Annotated in this window: 19 protein-coding genes and 1 tRNA gene; 9 read left to right on the forward strand and 11 right to left on the reverse strand. The window is 59.2% G+C overall.

The genetic code is table 11. From position 1 onward, the window contains the following. Window positions 1–32: 32 nt before the first annotated feature. The 5 genes from JK202_RS11980 (at window position 33) to JK202_RS12000 (ending at window position 2,749) form a co-directional block, all read left to right on the forward strand. Window positions 33–323 (forward strand): accessory factor UbiK family protein, encoded by a 291-nt coding sequence (locus tag JK202_RS11980; protein ID WP_062107038.1) that lies wholly within the window; start codon window positions 33–35, stop codon window positions 321–323. A gap of 178 nt (window positions 324–501) precedes the next feature. After that, window positions 502–1,008 carry a YbjN domain-containing protein gene (locus JK202_RS11985; protein WP_211561355.1) on the forward strand — a complete coding sequence of 169 codons (507 nt, stop codon included), beginning with the start codon at window positions 502–504 and terminating at the stop codon, window positions 1,006–1,008. A 2-nt stretch (window positions 1,009–1,010) separates the two neighbouring features. After that, a complete protein-coding gene (gene proC / locus JK202_RS11990; RefSeq protein WP_211561356.1) occupies window positions 1,011–1,832 on the forward strand; it encodes a pyrroline-5-carboxylate reductase in 822 nt (273 codons plus the stop codon). 81 nt (window positions 1,833–1,913) lie between these two features. Beyond that, window positions 1,914–2,603, forward strand: coding sequence for a TetR family transcriptional regulator (locus JK202_RS11995; RefSeq protein ID WP_211561358.1), 690 nt, complete (start codon window positions 1,914–1,916; stop codon window positions 2,601–2,603). 71 nt (window positions 2,604–2,674) lie between these two features. Then, window positions 2,675–2,749 (forward strand) — tRNA-Gln (locus JK202_RS12000). Window positions 2,750–2,755: 6 nt separating this feature from the next. On the opposite strand, the gene JK202_RS12005 is transcribed toward JK202_RS12000, so the two are convergent. Then, a complete protein-coding gene (locus tag JK202_RS12005; protein ID WP_211561364.1) occupies window positions 2,756–3,025 on the reverse strand; it encodes an HU family DNA-binding protein in 270 nt (89 codons plus the stop codon). 142 nt (window positions 3,026–3,167) lie between these two features. Here JK202_RS12005 and JK202_RS12010 point away from each other — a divergent pair, with 142 nt between their 5' ends. Beyond that, window positions 3,168–4,094 carry a rhamnan synthesis F family protein gene (locus tag JK202_RS12010; RefSeq protein ID WP_211561366.1) on the forward strand — a complete coding sequence of 309 codons (927 nt, stop codon included), beginning with the start codon at window positions 3,168–3,170 and terminating at the stop codon, window positions 4,092–4,094. On the opposite strand, the gene JK202_RS12015 is transcribed toward JK202_RS12010, so the two are convergent. Further along, window positions 4,091–6,757: a glycosyltransferase gene (locus JK202_RS12015; RefSeq protein WP_211561367.1), complete on the reverse strand. Its 2,667-nt coding sequence runs from the start codon at window positions 6,755–6,757 to the stop codon at window positions 4,091–4,093. The two genes, JK202_RS12010 and JK202_RS12015, sit on opposite strands and share 4 nt — an antisense overlap. Window positions 6,758–6,870: 113 nt before the next feature. Next, window positions 6,871–8,250 carry a calcium-binding protein gene (locus tag JK202_RS12020; protein ID WP_211561368.1) on the reverse strand — a complete coding sequence of 460 codons (1,380 nt, stop codon included), beginning with the start codon at window positions 8,248–8,250 and terminating at the stop codon, window positions 6,871–6,873. Window positions 8,251–9,293: 1,043 nt separating this feature from the next. Between JK202_RS12020 and JK202_RS12025 the strand changes: the two genes are divergently transcribed. Beyond that, window positions 9,294–11,504 (forward strand): glycosyltransferase, encoded by a 2,211-nt coding sequence (locus JK202_RS12025; protein ID WP_249200010.1) that lies wholly within the window; start codon window positions 9,294–9,296, stop codon window positions 11,502–11,504. Between the two features lie 113 nt (window positions 11,505–11,617). Here the strand turns inward: JK202_RS12025 and JK202_RS12030 are convergent, their stop codons facing one another. Both JK202_RS12030 and JK202_RS12035 read right to left on the reverse strand, forming a co-directional pair. After that, a complete protein-coding gene (locus JK202_RS12030; RefSeq protein WP_211561370.1) occupies window positions 11,618–13,009 on the reverse strand; it encodes an NAD-dependent succinate-semialdehyde dehydrogenase in 1,392 nt (463 codons plus the stop codon). A 92-nt stretch (window positions 13,010–13,101) separates the two neighbouring features. Beyond that, window positions 13,102–15,135, reverse strand: a complete 2,034-nt coding sequence (locus JK202_RS12035; RefSeq protein WP_211561373.1) for an NAD(+) synthase — start codon at window positions 15,133–15,135, stop codon at window positions 13,102–13,104. 198 nt (window positions 15,136–15,333) lie between these two features. Here JK202_RS12035 and JK202_RS12040 point away from each other — a divergent pair, with 198 nt between their 5' ends. Further along, window positions 15,334–15,504, forward strand: a complete 171-nt coding sequence (locus JK202_RS12040) for a DUF1328 domain-containing protein (RefSeq protein ID WP_200862607.1) — start codon at window positions 15,334–15,336, stop codon at window positions 15,502–15,504. 8 nt (window positions 15,505–15,512) lie between these two features. On the opposite strand, the gene JK202_RS12045 is transcribed toward JK202_RS12040, so the two are convergent. The 6 genes from JK202_RS12045 to mlaD are packed head-to-tail and all read right to left on the reverse strand — an operon-like array spanning window position 15,513 to window position 19,580. Further along, window positions 15,513–16,031: a disulfide bond formation protein B gene (locus JK202_RS12045; protein ID WP_211561375.1), complete on the reverse strand. Its 519-nt coding sequence runs from the start codon at window positions 16,029–16,031 to the stop codon at window positions 15,513–15,515. After that, entirely contained in the window at window positions 16,022–17,365 is a 1,344-nt protein-coding gene (locus tag JK202_RS12050; RefSeq protein WP_211561377.1) for a trehalose-6-phosphate synthase, read from the reverse strand. Before JK202_RS12050 ends, JK202_RS12045 begins: the two co-directional genes overlap by 10 nt. Further along, window positions 17,353–18,075 (reverse strand): trehalose-phosphatase, encoded by a 723-nt coding sequence (gene otsB, locus JK202_RS12055; protein WP_211561379.1) that lies wholly within the window; start codon window positions 18,073–18,075, stop codon window positions 17,353–17,355. Before otsB ends, JK202_RS12050 begins: the two co-directional genes overlap by 13 nt. A gap of 48 nt (window positions 18,076–18,123) precedes the next feature. Next, window positions 18,124–18,813 (reverse strand): DUF2155 domain-containing protein, encoded by a 690-nt coding sequence (locus JK202_RS12060; protein WP_211561380.1) that lies wholly within the window; start codon window positions 18,811–18,813, stop codon window positions 18,124–18,126. Then, window positions 18,810–19,052 carry a hypothetical protein gene (locus JK202_RS12065; protein WP_211561381.1) on the reverse strand — a complete coding sequence of 81 codons (243 nt, stop codon included), beginning with the start codon at window positions 19,050–19,052 and terminating at the stop codon, window positions 18,810–18,812. The genes JK202_RS12060 and JK202_RS12065 overlap by 4 nt, the downstream gene beginning before the upstream one ends. Before the next feature lie 3 nt (window positions 19,053–19,055). Continuing rightward, the gene (mlaD, locus tag JK202_RS12070) at window positions 19,056–19,580 is read right to left on the reverse strand and encodes an outer membrane lipid asymmetry maintenance protein MlaD (protein ID WP_211561382.1); all 525 of its coding nucleotides are present in this window, start codon (window positions 19,578–19,580) and stop codon (window positions 19,056–19,058) included. 198 nt (window positions 19,581–19,778) lie between these two features. On the opposite strand from mlaD, the gene JK202_RS12075 reads away from it, so the two are divergent. Continuing rightward, on the forward strand, window positions 19,779–21,302 hold the full coding sequence (locus JK202_RS12075; RefSeq protein ID WP_211561383.1) for a vitamin B12-dependent ribonucleotide reductase: 1,524 nt from the start codon (window positions 19,779–19,781) through the stop codon (window positions 21,300–21,302). Window positions 21,303–21,367: the final 65 nt, after the last annotated feature.

Below are 21,367 nucleotides of genomic sequence, written 5' to 3' on the forward strand. Positions count from 1 at the left end.
ATGACACGCCGCAGAACAGCAGGAACATCATCATGGCTGACAGACCCCGCTTTTTCGACGACCTCGCAGGCCTTGCCGGCAACGCCTTTTCCGCCGTGACCGGCGCCCGCGAAGAACTTCATGCCATCGTCCGCACCCGCGTGGATGAAATCCTCAACAGCCTCGACCTCGTGCGCCGTGACGAATTCGACGCGGTACAGGAAATGGCGACCCGTGCGCGCATGGCACAGGACGCCACCGAACAGCGCCTTGCCGAAATCGAATCGCGACTGGCTGCTGTCGAAGAGCTCGCGACCGAAGAAAAAGGCGGCCCGCAGGGCTGATCTGCAACAGTCATCGGGGCCTGTGTGACCTTTGCAACGCGTAATGCTTGCGCACAGCGCAAAGGGTCCATAACGTGATCAATGCCGGGGGCGGGTTTTCCGCTTCCGGCCGCAGACATCTGGAGCGCCGCACCGGCGCCAGGCCGGTGCCAGGCTCCACGGCCTTGGGAGACCCGCCATGCCTGCCCTGAGCACCTCACTCACCACAGAAACAGAATCCCATCCGCTCGACCTGATGGAACAGGTCATGAGCCTCTATGAATGGGAGTTCGAACGCCTCGGCCCGTCCGAAATGGCCGCTCAGGCCCCCGGACAGTGGTGCGATTATTCCCTGTATTTCACATGGTCCGATGAACTGTCCGCCCTGCACCTGAACTGCATCATGGATCTGCGCTCGCCCGCCAAGCGCCGTCCGGCGGTCCATGAACTTGTCTCCCTGGCCAATAACCGGCTGTGGATCGGCCATTTCGCAGTCGATCCCGATACCGGCACCCCCTCCTACCGACATACGCTGCTGCTGCGTGGCGTGCAGACCCTTCCGGGTGAAAGCATGGAAGACCTCGTGGATATCGCCATGTCCGAATGTGAGCGGTTCTACCCCGCCTTCCAGTTAGCACTCTGGGGCGGAAAATCGCCGCAGGAGGCCATAGACGCCGCCATGCTCGACTGTGTGGGAGACGCCTGATCGTGCCGTCCGTCCCTTCGATCCTTCTTGCTGGGTGCGGCAAAATGGGAGGCGCGCTACTCGATGGGTGGCTCGCCTCCCCCACGCCGCCACGACTTGTCATCCTTGACCGACACCGAACCGGCTCGGATGACACAATCACCATCGTCCGCACAGCCGCCGAGATTCCTGCCGATTTCCAGCCCGACATTATTGTTCTTGCCGTCAAGCCGACCGTTGCCGAAATCGTGATCGATGCGCTCGGCAAGGCTCTGGGTCCCCGCCTGAACAGCACTGCCATCCTTTCCGTCATGGCCGGCCGCACCTGCGAAGCTCTTTCGGAGTCCGCACGGCTTGCTGGCGCAGACATCCCGGTCCTGCGCGCCATGCCCAATACGCCTTCTTCCGTGGGTGCCGGAATCAGCGGTCTCTACGCTTCGCCTGCCGCAACCCCGGAGCAGAAATCCATCTGTCACGATCTGCTTTTTGCAGTCGGGGACGTCGTACCGGTCGAAAACGAAGACGATCTGTCGGTCGTCACAGCCATTTCCGGCTCTGGCCCCGCCTATGTTTTCCTTCTGGCCGAACTTCTTGAAAAAGCTGGCCAGCAGCATGGCCTGTCCTCCAGCGTCGCGCGCCGTCTAGCCCGTGGAACCATCTACGGCGCAGGACGTATGCTGGATGATCTGCCCGAGAGCGCAGAAGACCTCCGCAAGGCCGTCACCAGCCCCAATGGCACCACAGCCGCAGCCCTGGCCGTCCTCATGAAACCCGACGCCTGGCCGGAAACGGTTCCAAAAGCTATTGACGCTGCTACAAAACGGGCCGACGAACTCGCTGGCTGACGGTTTCTTTATGGGAGAGAGCTTGTCGGCTGACCGCAATGCTCCCACCATAAAACCAGAAGCTTTCGACAGGAGACCCGTATGGACGGACGGCAGGACCCCTTTGAATCCGACGACATGGCCCTGAGCGGTCCGCCGGACATGGCGCAGGAAGCCTTCGACGCCGCCCTTCTCCAGTCTGCCCTGTCGCTCGCCGGAAGCGAGGGATGGCACCGCTTTTCCCTCGTGGACGCTGCGCGCGATGCCGATCTTCCGGTTGAGACGGTGCGCAAGCGCTATCCGGTCAAGGCCCTTCTGCTACTCCAGCTGGGACGTCTGGCCGATGCCAGCGCCCTGCGCGATGATGGGAATGGCGGCACCTTACGCGAATATCTCTTTGACCTGATCATGCGCCGCTTCGATATTTTTCAGGAATATCGCGAAGGCGTGCGGGCAGTTCTGCAGGCCGTGCCCTACGATCCGGCTCTGGCCGCGTTTCTGGCCGGCACGACGCTTGATTCCATGAAATGGCTGGCAGAAGCAGCCGGAGTCGACTGCACGGGCTTTGGCGGCATATGGCGCATCAATGCCCTGGCGGCCGTTTGGGCCCATGCCATGCGGGCCTGGGAAAAAGACGAAAGCCCGGATCTGGCAGCGACCATGGCAGCGCTTGATAGCGCGCTGGACCGTGCCGAGCGCTATGGGGTCCTCAAGCCCTCAGCCCGACGCAAAATGGACGAGGCCCTGAACAGTACCGGCCTGCCCGATCACGATCTTGAACTGGAATCCTGACTTCGGACTTTACGAAGCCCTCCGGTTCGGACTAGAACGCCGAAAGCATGCGCTCTGAGGAGCGCATCGATTGGGGTGTAGCCAAGCGGTAAGGCAGCGGATTTTGATTCCGCCACGCGGAGGTTCGAATCCTCCCACCCCAGCCACCCCTTTCAAAGAGCCTGCTTCAACCCCGGACTGGCCTTGAATCTCACGGTCCGTCCAGCGGAAACCTCGACAGGTTCACCCGTACGCGGATTGACGGCCTGCCGCGCTTTGGTCTCACAAACCGTAAACGTTCCGAAAGACGGCAGCGTAAAGCCCCCCTCTTCCCGCAGCTCCTCGATAATGGCCTCAATCATGTCGTTGACGGCCCGCTGGGCAACAACTCCCGTACAATTCATAGAATCCTGAAGAACTGCGGCAAGAAAAGCTTTGCTCATGAATAAAACTCCGGATTTACTCAGTGCAGGTCGCATCTTGCCGGTACAGAAATGCCGCTAATGCGAACTGAAGGGCGGATTGTCCGTCCTCTCGGAATGCCATAATCTTTCATATAGAACCGCTCCAGAAACAACCGTTATCATGAATTTAACCTCTATTTCTCCATTTGGTTGCACTTCCTCGGCACCCGTCTGTTTGTTTGCGTATTACTGCACAGACGTCAGGCTGCCGCCGCACACCCGTCATCTGCTGAGCCAGATCGCATCGTGCGGTTTTACACTTCACATCGCGGCATCCGGTCTTTCAGATACCGCAGCCCAGTCGCTACAAAACGATCTTGCGCAAGGCACCCACCCGATCGCCGCAACAGTCCATCCACGCCCCAATACTGGTCTGGATTTCGGAGCATGGCAGTTCCTGCTTGCAAAAAAATGCAATGGCGACGCGAATGAGATCCTCTTTGCCAATGACAGTATTTTTGGGCCGCTTCTTCCCCTTCGCCCCATCGTGGATCGAATGCGCGAACAGCATCTTCAGGTCTGGGGCATGGTCCGTTCGGAAGCGGTGGTAACCCACCTACAATCATGGTTTCTGTGCATGACCCGCGATGCGCTGGACCATCCCGCAATCCAGCGGATCTTCAACCAGCCTTTCAACGACATGACCAAAGACGAAATCGTCCTGCACGGAGAACTTGGTCTTGGGCTGGCCATCAAGGCCGCCGGCCTGACTGCAGGAGCGGCCTGGAGTAATGCCCGGGGTCTGGCGCGTCTTCTCGCCCTCAACCCCATGCACACGGACTGGCGCACAGTCCTACGGTCCGGTAACGCTCCGTTCATCAAGACCGAACTCCTGCGCGACAATCCAAGCGGAATCGCCTCCACCCATTTGTGGAGGCAGGAAATCCCCGATTCCGCTTTCTTCAACCCTGACTGGATCGCAGCCTATCTGGCTTCAACACCACCACGTACACTTTCCAGACGTGCAGGTCTCCGCGCGAGACTGGTTCAGGCCCTTGCCAGTGAAGACCGCCGTCACGCCCTGACAGCACTCCTCCTCGGGCGTTAACTCGCCCGCCGGGATGCCTGTTTGAGGAAGGCGTAAAGCTCTTCTGCCTGCACATCATACGTTGCAAGCCTGTCCTTGCAGGGATTGACGTAACCCTCAAAACGCTCAGGTGCGTCCAGAAGCATAGACACAGCTTCCGCCAAAGTTGCCGGCTTCCCGTCCAAAGGCAAACAGGTCCCATTGATCCCGTCCACCACGTCCTCAGACTGCCCTCCCGGAGACGTCGTAATGACCCAGATGTCCCGCGCCAAAGCCTCACGCACCGTCAGGCCGTAGCTTTCTTTCCACTGTGATGGAAACAGCAATACGTCGATCTGATCATAAAAATCATCCAGGCCTGACTGCGTGTAAGCCGGCACAACACGAAGCTGCCCGCAGACAGACCAGTCTTCCGGAAAAATCGACTGAAACCCGAGGTTAAGCTTGTTATCAACCAGCACAAGCTCCCAGTCACTCCGCGCCAGCGACTGCATAGCCTCTTTCAGTAGACCATATCCCTTGACGGCCTCTGTTCCCCCAACGAATCCGAACCGCAGCGGTGATCCGGCACGTCGGGCTTTGCGCGGCCGCTCGGGCCAGCAGAAACCATTGCGGTTGACCACAATCCGCTCAGGCGCAATCCCGTTCGCAAGATACAGATCACGGTGAGCCTGCGATGGACTGATGAGAAGAGCTGCCCCCTCCAGGGCCTGCCGCATCACAACAGACCTGTCCGCAAGATGACGCGCACCCAGCACACAGACCTGACAGACTGCAGGATCGATAGTCGTCTGGAAACAGTATCGTCCATCCGCACGAACCATGAACTGCCGTTCACACAACCACCAGGCATCATGAAGAGTCAGGACATAGGGAACACCCTTCTCCTGACAGACCCGCAAAAGCCCGGTCCCCAGCCCCTGAGCAGCATGAACATGCACCACATCCGGCTGACAGGCATCCAGTATCTCCGAGAACCGAAGTGCCATTCCAGGATTATCAAGTTGACCCAGCCCACCCTGGTCATCTGGCAGGACCGAGGCAAAAACCGTCATGCCATCTATGTCATACCGGATATCGCCATCCGGAAGATCCGCAACAGACGGACGGGACGTCATGACATTGACCTGCGCACCTTTCCGCACCAGGCGACGCCCCATCTCTTCCGCCACGATCGTAGCTCCTCCAAAAGACCGTGGCGCAAAATAGACATTCGCCATCAGAACTCTGAGGTCCTTCGCTGACCTAACAGGTGGAACCCCGAACAAAGCCCTGGCCTGCGTCTGGGCCATCACTTTCGGAGCATACCGGTCCATCACATCCTTATATGCCGTATCCGCAAGGCGTCTCCGATAGACATCATTCCGCGCCAGAACCAGCAACCCGTTCCGCCAGGCCGCAGCATCAGCCGCAAGAATTCCATTCTCTCCATCGCGCATAACGGTCCGGAAAGCCGCACACGGAGAACAGATGGCTGCAACATGTACGACGGCAGCTTCCAGAAACTTGATATTACTTTTGCAGTCATTGAACAGCGTCTGTTCCAAAGGCGCTATTGCAATATCCGTCTGCGACAGAGCCTTCAGATAATCTGGATAGGACAGCTCTGTGAGTTGTTCGACCCGATCTCCAAACCGGGCAAATGCCGATGAAAGCTGCAACTGCCCGATGATTTTCAGGCAGAGCCGTGGCTCCTCTGCCATCGCCGACAGAAGTCCCGCTTCAGCCTGCCTAAAATCAGCATCGTGAGTATTGGTACCAGAACCATATGAAACCCAGATACGGTCTGATCCCGTGTGCGCGGGAAGAGACGCCGCAATTTCTAGCGTCTCGATGTCCAGAGCATTTTCCAGAATGGATACATCCACCACCCCTGCCACACGCATGGCCTCCGCGAGCGCAGACGTCGAAGCAATGCCCCGACCACAAGCCAGCATGCACCGTCGGAACAGCACAACTCCTGAAAGCAGAAGATCGCGCTCTGATATCGAAAGCGTATCGATATTCCCGTTTTGACGATATTCTGCCTCATCAAAGATGAGGTCATCCACTTCCCAACGCGGGGCAAGTCCTAGCCGGTGCGCTTCTCCAACCAGCTTCAAAACATCATCAAAGCCTGGTACCCGATAAAAAATAACATGCGTGCAAAGCTGTAAAGCAGACATGGCATCTGCAATATCCCGCCAGTCCACCACCTGAACCGACCAACCCAACGCTTTCAAAAAGTCTCGTTTCTGCCAGACGCGGTACTTGGCGCACTGCCTTAGACTGAGCTCTGCAATAATGAGAACCTGCGGTCTCAGTTCTTCATCTGCGTGAGTAAATTCAGCTTTATACGGATAATTCTGGTCAGCTTCATTTACGCCATCATTACGGACCCGCCTCAAACGCTGGAAACGGTGAAGAAGAGTTTTCCTGATTTCAGAAAGTCCGCCCTGCTTCCATAATTTCAGCAAACGTTTCGGAAGCTCTCGCGCCGGACGTCCGGAAAGCAGTTTACCTAACATCAGAGCTCTAACAGCCCGCAAAGGAAGCGTTACGCGCCAAGAGAGCGATGTCTGAATCAGAAAAAGCTGACGCAGAAGCTGCTGATTTTCCTTTTGCAACTGTTCAGCATTCAACCCATTCAGCCGGGCAGCACTTCTATAACTTTCAGTCAGGATGTCGCGCGGCTCATCCCGCATTCTGTATGGCTTTCACAATAATGAGACATATCAGTCAGAAACACGAAAGGCCGGACCCTTGCGGATCCGGCCTTCCTGAACAATGAAAGTCTGTCAGGTGACAGATGATATCATTAGCTCAGGTTAAAGTTCGAAGCATTCAGATCGCTGACGCCAACGAACGTGATCTTGGAATTGTCAGACAGCTCAATCGTGGTGTTACCACCAGCAACCGTAGCGCTTGCCAGAACATTTGCCAGACCATTGTTGTTCTGAAGACCATACTGATACAGAGCCATCAGGTTACCTGCGGCACTACCAAAGTCAGTGATCGTGTAATCACCGCCAGCAGCACCCTTGGTCAGGGCGAACAGGTTTGCAGCGCCCGAACCACCGGTAAGGGTTGCAGAACCGGAACCACCAACGAGCGTATCAGAAGCAGAACCACCGATAATCGTCTCGTCGCCAGTGCCTGCGAAGGCATGCAGCGTACCGTTGGAAGAAGCCGCAGAAACCGTCTCGCTTCCGTCACCACCAACGAACAGGTTAGTAGAGCTTGCAGAGCCACCGACCAGCATCAGGTCAAGACCCGAAGCACCGAACAGCGTCGACGTACCGGCAGAGACGGTCGTTGCACCCGTACCATTCAGGAACGTCAGAGCTCCCGAAGCAGTGATGGAGTTGGACGTACCGCGAATCTGCCAGACATCTGCGGAAGCCGAAATGGTGTCATTCAGGCCACCGGAGACAGTGCTAAGACCGCCGGTCGAGAAGTAGGTGCTGGAGCTACCGCCCGTAATGAAGCTGTTATTGCCGCCCGAAACAGTGTTATGCGACGTTGTGTCGTAAACAGTTGCGTTGGCGCCCAGCGTCACCACGGAGCTACCACCCAGCAGCGTTACCGTATCGGTACCGGTCGTGCCGTCGATGGTGTCCTGACCTTCGGAACGAACGACATTTGTGCCGCTGCCCAGAGTGATCTGGTTGTTGCCGAGGCCACCACTGATGGTGTTGTTGCCGTTTGTACCCGTAATGGTGTCGTTGCCATCACCCGTAGCAACGGTCCAGTTTCCGGTGGAGCTACCGCCGTTGAAAGTGTTGTCGCCAATACCTCCAACGAATGTACCATCCTGGTTACCGGCCGTCAGGGTCACACCAGCCCAGTCACCAGCAAGAACGCTGACGTTCGTTGCCGTGCTACCAGAGAGGTCCAGACTGACAGCAGAGTTCAGCGTATCCTGGCCTGTCGTGGAATAGCTACCAATAGAAACATACTGTGTGGTGCTATCCGTCAGGGAGAACTGACCGCCCTCGCTGATAAGACCGTGACCGGCATTAGAGCCGGAAAGAGAATTATCACCTGGAACCATATCGTAAGAATCAAGACCACCACTAGTGTGGAGGTTGGAAACAGCAGTCTGATACTGCTGTGCCAGCAGCTGAGTCTGCCCACCATTGACCGTGACCACGAAGGTCTGGCCGGAGGCGCCAACTACTGTAGTAATGTCAGCCATTACCATGCACTCCTAAAAAAGGTTGCCTCGCACCGGCGGCCCTCGGACCACCCAAATGATCGAGCGACGAGTCTTGCGTATATCAGAGCCAGATTGTCAAAAGCAATCTACTTCGCACATACCACAACGAATCATGATCCATCATTCGGGAGTTCAAGAAGCCATGCCGACAAGAAGTTTTCCGTTTTCGATATACGAAGACGGCAAAGAGCTGACGATCCAGCTCCTCAATCAAATTCTTTTATATCAAAAAAGTTCCGTCAATGTTAATTTCATAAGAAATAAATATTGATGCTTCTGATCCAATCAATGGCGAAACTAACTGCATTTCCCAAAAATAAGCCACTCTTCATACAAAACCGATCCTGACAGGCCCATTCGTGAATTTCTCTACCTCTGATTCCCTGTCTTTCTCAAAGGCGGATCATCATCTTGTCAGTCTGGCCGTCCTGCTGACGTCGGACGATTTTACCATAACTGACACTTCTGGCGAGCAGCCGACCCGGGATCACATTCTGTTGATGGTCTGGCTGGTTAAGGTGTTAATTGAGGAAAGAGACTTTTCCGTTGCGAGAATCGAATGTTCTCCAAACCTCCTCACCTCAATACGCCACGTCCTTCGTGAAGCTTTGGAAACATACCTTCCAGCCAATGACATCAGGATTGTATCGCCTTCCACCCAAGGTCACGAGACTTCACTCCCACTGCTGTTTCGAATTACTGAAAATGCGACTGGAAGTACCCGTTCCTCTTCGCCTGTTCTCCAGATCAGTCAGGCCCCTGCCGGTAATTCTATCGCACTAACCCCGGGTGCCACACTAATCGATGCTGGCGGTTCACCCTTTCTTGGTTACTTACTTTCCAATACTCCAGAAAGCATCCAAGCTCGTCACAATATCGCGCTACTTCTCGACAAAAACAGAAAAACGCGCCTCTCTTTATCCCAGATAGAAACCATACAGGAAACGTCGCTAGAGAAGACGCAGACCATTCAGGACCTGCGCGTCTCTCTTCGTATGCTCTCCGCCCAGAAGGAACGCCTGTTGAAAGAGGCAGCAGGCCAGCAACCCACATTGCCAGCAGCGTCCGAAAGTCCTGCCGAACCTGTCCATATTACGCGCCCTCCATTATGGCTGCGCATATGTCGACGGCTGAAACGCTCCATTCACCCGGACCTTCCATCAACCTCAATTCAGGCTCAGGAAGATATCGATACTGGCAAGGACACCACTCCGTCACCACCGCCACCCTTTTCGGTGCGCCGCATACTGTTCATCGCCGGTGAGCCTGACACACCTGGTGTACTCTACCGCTGCCACAGAAATGCAGCCGCGGCACAGGACGCCGGCTTTGAAGCCAGGGTCCAGTTCTGTGCCGCGGTTGGCTATGAAGACATTCAGTGGGCGGACGTCATGGTGTTCTGGCGCGTCGAGTATAGTGGCCATGTCAGTACAATTTTCGAGCTCGCCAAAACAGAAAACGTCATTACCGTCTTTGATGCGGACGATATTGTCTTCGTTCCTCACTATGCTCGCGTAGACATGATCGACGGCATTCGTTCAATTGGCGCCACTGAAGACCGGATCGAACGATGCTTCTCGGAAATGCGGCGTACCTTCCTGCGCTGCGATCAAGGATCAACCAGCACAGCCGAGCTGGTCTTTGCGATGCACAGCCTACGTCCGGTTATTCACCTGCTGCCGAATGTCTATGACATGCCTTCCCTGCAACGCGCCCGCATGGCGCTGCGCATGCGAGGCGAACCCGGCCGCGTCAACGCCGGCGATGGTCTGGTGCGCATCGGATACGCCACAGGGTCACGAACCCATCAGCGCGACTTCGCCCCCATTTGCCCCACCATTGCGGAAGTCCTGCGCCAGCGTCCACACGCACGCCTTGTCCTGTTCCGTGAAGCTGCCACACATCGCCCTGTCCTGCTCATGGAGGAGTTTCCCAGCCTGATCCCGGTACAGGACCAGATTGAATGGCGGGACATGGTCCCACTCGAAGAACTGCAGGACGAATTCGCGCGGTTCGACATCTCCATCGCGCCTCTGGAGACAGGAAACGTCTTCTGTGAAGCCAAAAGCGAGATCAAGTTCTTCGAGGCCGCCCTGTCCGGCGCGGCAACGATCGCCTCACCGACCGGGCCGTTCCAGCGCGTCATCCGCCACGGCGACACCGGTTTTCTGGCCGACAGCGCGACGGACTGGTACGACGCCCTGATCGAACTGATCGACAACCCGGAACGACGTGTCCGCATGGCACGGGACGCCTATCACGCCGTCCTGTGGCCATTTGGCCCGCAGGCGCAGGCCCGGCGCATGAAGCTCGCCCTGAATTCCATGTCCAGCGATGAGGCCGCAGCCCTCGCCGGGGAAACACGCCTGGCCAGAGACCGCCTTGCGCCGCCAGCCCTGCCTGTCATTCCGGCCAGCCATACCCTTTTTCATCACGACGCGCTGGGGGACGCCCCGGTCACTGTTGTCATCACGTCCTATAATTACGAGGCGCATCTCCTCGACGCGCTGGAATCCGTCGCAGCGCAGACCCTGCCCGTACTGGATCTGATTGTTGTGGATGACGGATCATCCGACGGGTCGGTCGCTCTGGCCCGTACCTGGATGGAGCGGCATTGCGACCGCTTTAATCGCCTGATCCTGCGCCAGTCCATTGCAAATGCCGGGCTGGGTGGCGCGCGAAATATCGGGATGGATGCGGCCGAAACCGTCCATGTCATGCAGCTGGACGCAGACAATACCCTGCGTCCCGAAGCCTGCGAAACGCTTCTGGACTCCATGAGTGACGGCACGGCCTATGCCTATCCGCTCATCGCATGCTTCAACGAACATGGGCCTCTGCTGATGGATATCAGCGCAGATACCCATCACCAGCCGGGCACCCCGGAGCTTCTGGGAGACCTGCCTTTCAATCCGCTCTCCCTCGTCTCCGGAAACAGGATCGACGCGATGGCCATGGTCACGAAATGGGCCTGGGCTGCGGTTGGCGGCTACTATGTTTCACGTGAAGCAATGGGCTGGGAGGACTTCGACCTGTGGTGCTCGCTGGCGGAGCGCGGCCTTCCCGGTCACCACGTCCCGCAGATCCTTGCCGATTACCGCCAGCATGCGACATCAATGACGAACGCCTCGACAGAAAAGGACGCCCACAAGGCCCGGGTCGTGGCATTCGTTCAGGCCAGACATCCTTGGATCCGTCTCAGCGCCGAACGGGCCAAGCCCCGGAAAAACTGATCCCTTTCCAGACCGGCCATAAAAAAAACCCGCTCCCGGACAGATCCGGAAGCGGGTTTTTCATGACCTGAAAGACCGTATTGGGCTTCACAAAGAAGCCCAATACGCCTCAATCAGAACGGTGCGTCGATATCAACAACGTCAATCAGCTTGTGATTGACGAATTCCTTGATGCCCAGACCGATCAGTTCGCGGCCATAGCCCGAACGGGCCACGCCACCGAACGGCAGATCAGCCTTCACCATCGTCGGATGGTTGATATAGACCATGCCCGTATAGATCTGCTCGGCAACCTTCACGCCGCGCTTGGTGTCCTTCGTGAAGACCGAACCACCCAGACCGAACGGCGAGTCATTGGCAATGCGAATGGCGTCCGCATCATCCTTGGCACGATAGAGCTGCGTGACCGGACCAAAGAACTCCCACAGGCGGGCTTCATTGTTCTCGTGCAGGTTGGTCATCAACAGCGGCTGGAAGAACGCACCATTCTCCGGCACGGACGGGCCAATAGCCTCAACAACCGCACCATGCTTCTTGGCTTCCTCGACCTGAGCCTTCAGATCGTCGGCAGCCTTCTGCGAGGACAGCGGCGCCAGCGTGGTGGACGGATCCATCGGATCGCCAGCCTTCAGCTTGAGAACTTCCGCCTTGTACAGCTCCAGGAAGCGGTCATACACGGCATCCGCCACGATCAGACGCTTGGCGGACACGCAGACCTGACCAGCATTCCAGTGACGGCCGAAAGCGGCCCACTTTGCGGTCTTTTCCAGATCGGCATCATCCAGAACCAGGAACGCGTCAGAACCGCCCAGCTCCATCGTGGACTTCTTCAGGGCCTGTGCCGCAATGCCAGCCACAATGGCGCCTGCGCCTTCGGAACCTGTCAGAGCCACGCCACAGACACGTGGGTCCTTGAGGATCGTCTCGGTGTGATGGCGGGCAGCGTACAGGTTGCGGAAGCCACCCTTCGGCAGTCCGGCTTCCTTCATCAGCTCATCGAACGCAGCCGCACACTGCGGCACGTTGGATGCGTGCTTGAGGATGACGGTGTTACCGGCGGAAAGCTGCGGCGCGATGATGCGGGCGATCTGGTAGAACGGGAAGTTCCACGGCTCGATCGCGAACACGATGCCCTGCGGCTGGTGGATCAGGACAGCGTCGCCGGACTTCGGATCGGCAACCGGCAGCTTCTCGGCCTTCAGCAGCTCTTCGGCGTGCTTGGCGTAATATTCGAAGATCTCGGCGGACAGGATCGTCTCTGCCTTGGCTTCGGCATAGATCTTGCCCATTTCGAGCGTCAGAAGCTTGGAATACTTGTCGATGTCGCGGCGAAGGATGTTGGCGGCTGCCGTCATGATCTTCGCACGCTCTGCGAACGGCGTGTGGCGCCAGCTCTTGAACGCATCATAGGCTTCGGTCAGCGCGGTCTGGACTTCCTGGTCGGTTGCGTCCGGGAAAGTCTTGAGCGTCTCACCGGTATAGGGATTGATCGTAGCATAAGCCATGACGGGTCATGTTCCTGTATGATGACGGGTTTCCAACATATTGGCACGAATGCCGAAAGACAAAACCCCCAACATCTCAACAGACCAAAAGTTCACAGATCTGTGTTCGTTTGAGGGAGATTATCCCATAGCTCCTCTAGCCATGCCGTTGCCGTGCCATCAGACGGCGCGCGCCAGTCTCCGCGAGGGGAGAGAGAACCACCAGAAACCAGCTTCGGACCATTGGGCATGGCCGAGCGTTTGAACTGGCTTGTTCCGAAAAACCGCCGCAGAAACACTTCCAGCCAGTGTCGGATTTCCGCCAGATCATATGAAACTTTGCGGTCCTCAGGATAATGCGCAGGCCAGTCGCCACGCGATGCATCCCCCCAGGCCTTTTCCGCCAGAAACGCCACCCGCGATGGACGGAAACCATGACGCAGGATGTGATAAAGTGTGAAGTCCTGAAGCGGATAAGGCCCGATCGTCTGTTCCGTGCTCTGAACGCCCTGTCCAGTATCGGGCACCAGCTCCGGCGTAATCTCGGCACTGACGATCCGCTCCAGCACCGGTCCCACGCCCTCACCCAGCTCTCCTTCGCGAGCCAGCCAGCGGATGACATGCTGGATCAGCGTCTTCGGCATCCCGGCATTGACGTTATAGTGGGACATCTGGTCCCCCACGCCATAGGTGCACCAGCCCAGCGCCAGCTCCGACAGATCCCCCGTCCCGATCACGATGCCATTTCGGTAATTGGCGATCCGGAACAGGAAGTCGGTCCGCAGACCCGCCTGCACGTTCTCGAACGTGATGTCATGAACGGGCTGCCCCTCCGCGAAGGGGTGACCGATTCCCGCCAGCATCGTCTGTGCCGTCGGCCGGATATCCAGCTCGTTCACTTCAACGCCCAGCGCCTCCATGAGCGCATGGGCCAGAGAGCGGCTTTCGCTTCCCGTCGCAAAACCAGGCATCGTGTAAGCCAGAACATGCGTTCGCGGCCAGCCAAGCTCGTCTGCCGCCCGCACCGCCACCAGCAATGCCAGCGTACTGTCCAGACCGCCTGAAACCCCGATCACGGCCCGCTGCGCCCCGCTCGCCTGCAATCGCCGGCGCAGCGCGCTGACCTGAATGGTCCAGCCTTCGTAGCAGTCCCGCGCGAGCGTCCGCGCATCGGACGGCACGAACGGAAACCGCACAACATCCCGCTCCAGCCCCAGATCCGTCATCGGCGGCGCAAGCGTAAACCCGACACTCCGGAACGCCTGTCCCGGCTGCCCGAACTGTCCCGTCCGCATCCGCTCTTGCCGCAGCAGGTCAAGATCCACATCCGCCACAACCAGCCGCTCGCCCTGCGGGAACCGGTCCGACTGCGCCAGAAGCCGCCCGGCCTCGTGGATCGACACCTGCCCGTCCCAGGCCAGATCCGTCGTAGATTCTCCCTCGCCCGCCGCCGCATACACATAAGCGGTCAACGTCCGCATGGACTGCGCCTGACACAGAAGCGACCGGTCATCCGTGCGTCCGATCGTCACCGGGGATGCTGACGGATTGAGAATAACGGTCGCCCCCGCTTCCGCCAGTTTTCCGCTCGGCGGAGATGCCACCCACAGATCCTCGCAGATCTCCACGCCCAGCGTCAGCCCACGCACATCATCAGCCGCAAACAGCAGATCCGTCCCGAATGGTACGTCTTCGCCCAACAGCCGGATCGCCCCGGAGGTCTGAAGCCCGGATGTGAAATGCCGGGGCTCGTAGAACTCCCGGTAGCGGGGCAGATGGGACTTTGGGACCACACCCAGAACCCGGCCCCGATGCACGACCGCAGCGCAGTTGTAGAGCAGATCCCCCCGCACCAGCGGCAGCCCTACAACCGCAACAGAAAGAAGATCCTGCGTCCCTGCGACAACCTGCCGGAGCACCTCAAGCGCCCCATCAAGCACCACATCCTGAAACCGCAGATCATCCAGCGTGTAGCCCGTCAGCCCCAGTTCCGGGAAAACAACCGCCGCCACACCCTGCCGGTCACAGTCCCGCAGAACACCGAGCGTCCGCTCAGCATTCTTCAGCGGCTCAGCAAGCGTCACTGGCAAAGTGCAGGCTGCGATCCGGGCAAATCCCTGATGATACAGGGAGCGGAACAGGGTCATGACGGTCCTCCGGCAGGCAGGATTTCCAAACTCAGGAACCCGACCCATGGAAATATCGAAAACGTGGTCTGCAGGAACAGCCCCAGCATAAAACGGATGTTGCTAAAATGAACCAGTTCATCCCGCCGCCGTTCAGCTTTTTCAAACCCCGCTTCTCCGTCGGAGGGCGCTACTGACAAAGGAGACATTCTCATGGACCTGCTGCGCTGGACCATTGCCTTCCTTATCCTCGCCCTGTGTGCTGCAGTGCTGGGCTTTGGCGGAATTTCGGCAGATTTTGCCTATATCGGCAAGATCCTCTTCTTCATCTTCCTCGTATTGCTGATCATCAGCCTTGTCTTCGGACGTGGCCGCGGCACTCGCCTCTAATCGGCCTCTCAGCGCCGGGAGCGTCCCATCCGGAGGCTCCCGGCCAGAGCAATCACGAACACTGCTACAGCATACAAACCACCCAGCTCCGTCATGGAGACAGGGAGGCCGAACAGATAGTCCGGCGAGTCACAGGGCTTGTTAGGCCGCTCCGGCATCGCTGACATCCAGTCCTTGAAGCTGCCCCCATGGAAAGCTGGCGCCCTGCATTCCGGCGCCGGGCTGGGCCAGAACTTATGCTCCACCCCGGCATGCAGAACTGCCAGCCCGATACTGGTCATCAGGCAAAAAAGCCCAAGGAAAACCCCAAATCGGGCATAGCGCTTCGGCAGGATGATCGTGACAATCCCGATCCCGATCAACACCCACCACGGGCGCCGCTCCCACAGGCACAGCTCACATGGCGCAAGCTTCAACCAGTGCTCGGCGAACCAGACCACGCCGAGCGCCAGCAGCGCTGCCAGAACATACAGACCGCCCAGGGAATTCGTTGAAATGGGACGGTATGTTGTTCTGTTCAGTGGCACGGATGAATCGCCTCCAGGCTATCGAGAAACTGCTTGGACCAGCTACCAGCGGTATTGCGGGAAACTTCCTCATACATGGCCGACCATGCCGCATGCCGGGCCTGCACGTCCATGGTCAGGCCAATATGCAGCGCATCGGCCATCCCTTCCGCATCCAGCGGATTGATCAGCAGCGCTTCAGGCATTTCCGGAGCAGCACCCGCAAAACGCGACAGGACCAGCACGCCGGGATCTTCTTCGTCCTGAGCCGCGATGAATTCCTTGGCCACCAGATTCATGCCATCACGCAGCGGCGTGACGAACCCCACATCCGCCATCCGGTAAAGCCCGGCGAGGATATGCCGCCCGATCGGCCAGGTCGTATAACGGATCGGCACCCAGTCCGGCGTGCCATAGGCACCGTTGATGGTCCCGACCAGCCCGTCCAGCTCTTCCTTGAGCAGACGATAGCTCTCCACACCCCCACGCGACACGGGCGTAACCTGCAGGAACGTCACCTGCCCCCGATGCTCGGGATAATTTTTCAGAAGAGCCTCGAAGCCCTTCATCCGCTCGGGCAGACCCTTGGAATAATCCAGCCGGTCCACGCCAATGATCAGCCGCGTGCCTTCAAGCGTATCGACAATTTTTACAACCTCGTCCGAGGCCGCGCTTTCGATTGCCTGCTGACGGAAACTGACGGGATCAATCCCGATCGGCACCGCCTCTACAGCGGCTTTCAGACCATAAGCTTCGAAACATCCCTTGAGATTGGTCTCGTCTTCCGGTGTCTGCACCCCGATCAGATCACAGGCCGCCAGACCGGTCAGCAGCATGTCAAGTTTGGGCAGAAGGCGCGCCACGCTCCAGGGAGGAAACGGGATATGCAGGAAGAACCCGATCCGTCCCGTCACCCCCCTGTCCCGCAGCATCTGGGCCAGCGGGAACAGGTGATAGTCATGAATCCAGATCGTATCATCCGGCTTCAGAAGATCGACCAGCCGATCCGCGAAAACTTCGTTGGCCTCATAATAGGCGTCGCAGTCCTCGCGGGTGTAACGGATCAGGTTGGTCCGGTAATGGCACAGCGGCCACAACACCCCATTGGAAAAATTCAGATAGAAGCGGTCATACTGCCGCTGGGTCAGGTCGAACGTCACGTAATTGACGTTGCCGACCTGCTCGCTCTGGACAGGCCGGTCGGCCGCATCCGCATGCTGATGACCCGACCATCCAAACCAGACGGTCTCCTGCGTCTGTACCGCATCATACAGACCAACCGTCAGCCCTCCTGCGGGCTGCGTACGCTCCCCTGGGGCAGGCGTCCGGTTGGAAACAATGATCAGGCGCCCCATCCACGTCCCTCCGACAGATCATGCAGCCAGCGTCGAAACGTAGCCGCATCTGGAAAATCATCGGGAATGAGCCAGCCCTCGCCACCCATCTGGCGCGCAGCCCTCACCCCGTCACGGTCCGTAACGTCGTCACCGGCAAAAAGTGGTAGGCGCCCTTCAAAAGGCGGCTCTGCCATCAGTTCAAGCAAAGCCTTGCCCTTGTCGATCCCAAGCGGCCGCAATTCAATGGCCATCTGGGCGTCCTGAAGATGAAACCCCTGACTTTCCACCGGCCAGGCCGACGTCAGCTCCCGGAAAGCCGATTCCGCCTCGGGAGCCCGACGGTAATGCAGCACCATTCCAGCTTTTTTATGTTCAACACTGGCGCCGGGATGACGGGTCGCCACATCTTCACCCAGCGTTATCCAATCCTCCGGGACCATAGGCAAAGTGCGGTTTCGGACATCTTCGCCGGGCGAAAGACGCACTGACACACCGTGCTCCCCTGCCACAGCATAAGGAACACCCGGCAGGAAATGGTCGATCTGTGCGATGGGCCTTCCGGTGACGATAGCCAGCGCACCCCCAAGCATATCCCGAAGACGCAGCAGATCATCCGCCAGCCCTTCGGGAACACGGACATCTTCGGGAGAGGGCGCAATATCGACGAGCGTGCCGTCGAAATCCAGCAGCAGGGCTGCCCGGGATGGGGAAAAGGGAACCTGAATCATGAAGCTGTCATTTCTTCCTGTTTCTGGGTCATTCCGCCCCATCCCACCTTATTCGAGGCCGGGATCGGCCGCGGGAGGTGGCAGGGACTGTCCCGAAGGCTGCGCTGGCGCAGCCGGAGCAAGGGACGGCGCCGCACCGCTGGAAGGCGCGAGCGGAATGGGATTATGACTGTCCGGAGCAAGCGGTACAGGACCGCCTGAGGCAGAACCGGGCGGAGATGCCGGAGCATCGCCTCCCTCTTCCACCGGAACCTCCGCACTGGCGAGCACGGGCGCTTTTACCACAGGCAGAGATCCCGCCTGCGGTGCCGTCGGCACACCCGCACAGGAGACAACGCGCACATCGTACAAAGGGCTGCCATAAGTTGCGACAGAAGGTTCCTGTGCCAGCATCCAGCCATCAAAAGGCGGAAGCTGAGGATCGCTTGCGTCCTTCAGATGCAAAAGCACCCCGGCATCCGCCGCCAGTGTCTGCGGTCGGCTGACACAGGCTTCCACACCGATGGAGAGACTGTGATAGGTCGCGCTCCCACCCACCGGGATCGTCAGAATCTCCAGATGGGCATCCAGCCGGTCCAACACGCGAACCACAGCCTGCGACTGCCCCTGCCAGGTTGCGGCCGGATACATTGCGGGGGGCGCCACACCTGTTGCGGCCTGCGCGCCCGAAATCCCGGCCAGCAGAGTCATTCCAAAAGCCCCGCACAGCAGAACCCGTCCCGAACAGCGTTTCATCATGATTCTTTCTCCGGAACACCGCCCTGAAACGGGCTCTTCAGATCGGACAGCATGGCCTGAAACGTCTGCAGCATGGCCTGAGGCGTAACCCCCATCAGAACCCCGTCCTCGAATGCATCCTGAAGCGCCTGACGCAGCTCCGCGTCGTTTTCGCGCAGGATCTGGACCTTCTCCACACAGGAGACAGGGTTGCCTTCATGGTCGACCCACGCAAACGCCCCTGCATCCGCAGCCGTCATCGCTCAGGGCTCGTCCGCCAGACTGCCCGCAGCCGGCTTTCCCGCAGCGGCCTTCTGGCTCTTCTGCAGGGAATCCGTCACCGAGAAGATGAACTTGCTCAGCAGCTGTTCCAGACTGATGGAACCCTGCGTCTCGGTCATGACACCACCGGCCTTCACCACCGAATCCGCGCCACCCGGAGACAGGGCAATATACTTTCCGCCCAGCAGACTGTCAGACGTCACGATCGCAGCGGAATCCGTTGGGAGTTTCACGTCCGGCGCCAGGGTAAAGGTCACCTGCGCCTGAAAGCTCTTCGGATCGACCACGGCCCCGGTCACGTGCCCCACGGTAATCCCCGCAAGCCGCACATCGGACCCGACGGTCAGCCCGTCGATCTGGCTGAAAGACGCATGAACGGGATAGCCCCCGTCATTGCTCTGGTGATGCCCGACCATCGCCGCGACCAGAAGACCGGCCAGGCAGGCAAGGACTGCGAACCCGGCCAGAAGCTCCAGCCGGTCATGGCGAACCGTGACAGCGGTCATGACGATACCCTCGTAAAAATCATGCTTCCTGCACTACCCGACTCCGCTTCCCGCGTCCAATCCTCCCGCAGAAAACGTCCCGCAACAGGCCCGGGGAAAATGTTATCCCCCATATCCCCATGTTCCCACCCATTAGCGGCCTTTTGCAGGCGCTTTTCCGGCTTACGGGCCCATGGTCGCAGGGCGTAGATTCATCCCATGACAGCTCGCCTTCACTGGACCGGCGTTCGCATGAGGACGCTACAGGTCATGACCGATCCCGACGACAGCGCCCTGCGCTCCGTCACCCTTCCCGCCGCGTGGGATGACGAGGCCGCGCAGGCTCTCGCCCAGATCACCCTGAATGGCGGCCCGGTCAGACTTGCCGCGGAAGCCGCCCGCTGGGTGGACACGATCGATGCGTGCCCGCCCCTGCCCGGCACTCCCGCCAACGCGCCGTCTCCGGGTCGGAGCCTGTCCTATCTTCTGCTGATGCAGCAGATGGCCCCCAACACGGCCCTGTGGCAGTGCCAGCCCGACGGCACACCCGGATTCACGGTCCGCCTGTCCAGTTTCGTGCAGGAGACCGGATTCGCCGCCGAGCATTTCGTGGCCTGCCTGCGTCTGGCCTGCGACGCCCTGCGCCGCCTTCATGCCGCGACCCGGATCGAACGCACAGGTGAGCTGCCCCTGTTCGATCTGCCCGCACAGCCTGAAGACGAAGCCGCCGGACTTATTCTCCTGACCGATCTCGACGCCTGTCTGGCTGGCCTTGGTCTGGATTATGACAGTGACGATGGCCGCAACGCCGCCCGCGCGCTGGCCGCCCTCACCACCACGGTCGCCCGTGCCGGCACGAAGCTGTCCCCGCCTTCCATTCCGGAATCCCCGCTCCCGGAACTGCGGATCGCAGCCGCCTCGGCCCATGCGGCGGAAGAGGGTCGTCATTTCTGCCCGATCGAAACCGGATTTTCTTCCCCGGCTCCGAGCGAGGGTCTTCTGGGCGTTGAAACCTGTGGCCTCGCCCCGGCTTTCTCGCTCCTGCGCGACGATGGGCATCTGCGCGTCTCTACACTGGCCCGGCTGGCCTGCCGTGGCCTGACACCCGAGTCCGCACTGGCGCTCGCTCTCGCTGGCGAAACCCCGCTCCCGCCGGTCCGCCCGGAAGCGCAGGCCGCCATGCATGCGGCCCTAAAGCCCGTCGTGGACTTCCTGCCCGCCGTGCCGGAACCCGATCTGGCGGATCTTCAGGCCAGACTGGCCCGTGGCGTGCGTCGCCCGCTTCCCATGCGCCAAACCGGCTTCACGCAGCGCGCTGCGGTCGGGGGTCACAGTCTCTTCATGCGCACCAGCGAGTTCGAGGACGGAACGCTCGGCGAGATCAGCCTCACTCCACCCCGCGAGAGCCCCATGGCCCGCGGCCTGATGGACTGCCTGGGCCATGCCGTCAGCATCGGCCTGCAATATGGCGCCCCGCTAGAGGCTTTCGTGGAGCGATTCGCCTATACGCGCTTCGGCCCCGCGGGCACTGTGGAAGGTGATCCGTCCACGGCTTACGCGACCTCCATGCTCGATTATGCCTTCCGCACGCTGTCGGAAGCCTATCTGGGTGAACACATGCCGGACGCGCCGCGCATCGAGCCCAGCTCGGAAGACCCTACCCCCATGCTGCCCTTCGGACGCGGCTCCGGCGAAAGCCCGGAATGGAAGGACCGCGGGCGCCGTCTGAAACTCGTCAGCTAGGCCGAAATCGGGTTTCAGCAGCTCCGGCGCGCAGAATACATTGACAGTCACCGGACTCGCCGGTA

Source organism: Gluconobacter sp. Dm-62 (assembly GCF_018256155.1).
Lineage (GTDB): Bacteria > Pseudomonadota > Alphaproteobacteria > Acetobacterales > Acetobacteraceae > Gluconobacter.